Genomic DNA, 2,762 nt, shown 5'->3' with positions numbered 1-2,762 from the left:
CTAAGATTAAAAATAAAGATATAAAATTCAAAAATAGCCTAAACCCCATGTTATTTTCACGTTACCTTATCTATTAATAAAGTAGCTGGGCTGTTATTGGATTTAATTCTTTATGATTTTTCTATTTTGAAAAAGGTCAGTCATATCGTTAATAGATAATGACTTTCCTTTGTTCAAACCTCTCTGGTTGCCCGGCATTAGCTTTATTGCTGGTCATTATCACGTCTGCTATTCAAGAACTAACAATAGTTAACAGGTTAATTATATTCATATCGTAAGGATGAAATCTAATAAATGGACAATAAAGTGAGAGATAGAAGAAAAATAATAACCTCAATGAATAGAATTGCCATTGGTATCTTTATAGCATTAACAACTACGCAAGGGTATTCAGCAAAAGTTCGGGCGGAGGCAACGGTAACCCCCTCGGCTGAAAATGATATGCTATTGGATAAACTCAAGGTAGAAGGAGCGAATAATTCCCAGGACGGTGACTGGGTATATGATGAGCTGCACTCAGTCAGTGAAATCTCCCGCGAACAATTGGATAATCGCCCTGCCCGCCATGCGGCAGATATATTGGAACAAACCCCCGGTGTCTATTCCAGCGTCAGTCAGCAAGACCCCGCGCTTTCCGTAAATATCCGTGGGATCCAAGACTACGGCCGCGTCAATATGAATATTGACGGCATGCGACAAAACTTTATGAAAAGTGGTCATGGTCAGCGCCATGGTGTGATGTATATCGATCCAGAAATATTGAGTAGTGTTGTGATTGAAAAGGGAGCCACCAGTGATATTGGCGGTGCGGGCGTCATTGGTGGGATTGCCACCTTTAATACGGTCAATGCCAGCGATTTCCTCGAACCGGGCAAAGAGATTGGCGGTAAAATTCGCGCCATGACCGGTGATAATGGCACTAATTTTATTGGCAGTGCGGCACTGGCGCTGGGCAATGAATATGGTGATCTATTAATTGCTGTCAGTGAGCGCAATTTAAAAGATTATTGGCCCGGCAATAAAGGAAATATTGGTGGTCTTCGTTTTGGCGCAAAAGCCGCCCCAGTTTTAAGCAGAGAAGTTACCAATAACAAAGTTGAATTTGCCAACTATAAAATGAGCTCACAGCTCGCTAAACTGGGCTGGAATTTGCCCGCCGACCAACGGCTGGTATTCAGCTATTTGCAAACGCAAATAAATAGCCCCAATGCCAGTATGTTAATGCCGCTTGTCGATAAGTCAGATCCCTACCGTAGAATTAAAATGGGTTGGAAAAATAGCAGCGTAAGTGATGTGCTGAACCGTAATATAGGGTTGGATTATAGCCTCAAGCCAGAACATATTGCCTGGCTGGATGTGGCGGTTAAAATCTATTACGTTGATACCAATGATGAAACCGATACCCTGTGTTCTGATGCCGTTTTTTGTAAAAAGTTTTGGACTCAAACCCGTTTGAACACCCGTGGTTTACAACTGCAAAATACCAATTACTTTACCTTCGCCGACCACCATCAATTACAAGTCAAATATGGCCTCGAGTGGTTTAGTGACCGCTCCACCGGCAACTCAACTCACGAAACAATGCTGGGTGTCACCCCACCCGGCAAGCGCACCATGACCAGCACCTTTGCCCAGTTGAATTACGAACATGCCGACTGGCTGCGGCTGGAAGGTGGCCTGCGTTATGATCAATTTCGCTTAAAGGGTAATACCTGGATGCCGAGCAAATCTTACCTTGCCAACTATTCCCGTGAAAATCCATGCAACAGAAAGATACATGAGCAACATATTACTATTGAATCAAGACGGTGCTCCTCAAATAACACGGTCAAAATGACCTGGGATGTGGATCGCCGTGAACAACAGCTTTCACCCACCTTGGCTATCGGTATCAAACCTGGTGTGCAGTGGCTGGAGTTTTTTGGTAATTACGGCAAATCCTGGCGGCCACCGGCGATGACCGAAGTGCTGGCGACCGGCAGTGCGCATGGTCACGGCTGGATGTTGCCCAATCCGTTTCTGGCCGCAGAGCATTCTAAAGCTTGGGAAGCGGGCATTAATATTCAACACAGTAATCTGTTTAGTGAACAAGACCGCCTGGTGGCCAAAATGGCCTACTTTGATACCCGCGTCAGCAATTATATTAATCTTGAATTATCCAAGACCAAACCACTGCTAGGTTCCGGTTCTTTTGCAAATGCAACCTACATTAATAATTTATTGGCAACCCGTTTTCGCGGTCTGGAATATCAATTAAGCTATGACATGGGTTTTTTTTATACCAGTTTAAATTATACCAGAATGATTGGTGTTAATAACTTTTGTTCTAAAAGGGCTTGGTTAGGAGGGGTAAAACGCCGTGTATTTACTAAGGATGATCAGTATCTTGTCGAAAATGATAAAATAAACAATATAATTGATTGCTTGGCGGGGAATAACTTATTTGGTTCTTCTGCTTATTTGCCCGGTGATCGTGGTAGTTTAACTTTAGGTGGAAGATTATTTGATAAAAAGCTGGATCTCGGCACCATTATTCGCTATAACAAAGGACATCAAGACGCATCGGTTGTTAATAGCTACGGCCACGCTAATACCGCTTATGTTGCGGATTGGCCGAAGTATACCTTATTTGATCTTTATGCTAGCTATAAGGTAACTAATAATTTAACTTTGCGTAGCACAATAGAAAATATAACTAATCGCGCTTATATAGTCAGTTATGGTGATTCACTTTCTTTTGCGCCAAATCGTGGTCGAACTAT

At 42.7% G+C, this 2,762-nt stretch carries 1 protein-coding gene; it reads left to right on the top strand.

Translation table 11 applies throughout. The features are described 5' to 3' along the window. Positions 1-294: 294 nt before the first annotated feature. Positions 295-2,762 (top strand): TonB-dependent hemoglobin/transferrin/lactoferrin family receptor (locus V1952_RS21020; RefSeq protein WP_420075471.1); only part of this gene is annotated, 2,468 nt, incomplete at its 3' end.

The organism is Yersinia sp. 2542 StPb PI (genome assembly GCF_048593855.1).
GTDB classification, from domain to species: domain Bacteria; phylum Pseudomonadota; class Gammaproteobacteria; order Enterobacterales; family Enterobacteriaceae; genus Yersinia; species Yersinia enterocolitica_E.
This window is presented reverse-complemented; position numbering and strand designations above follow the sequence as displayed.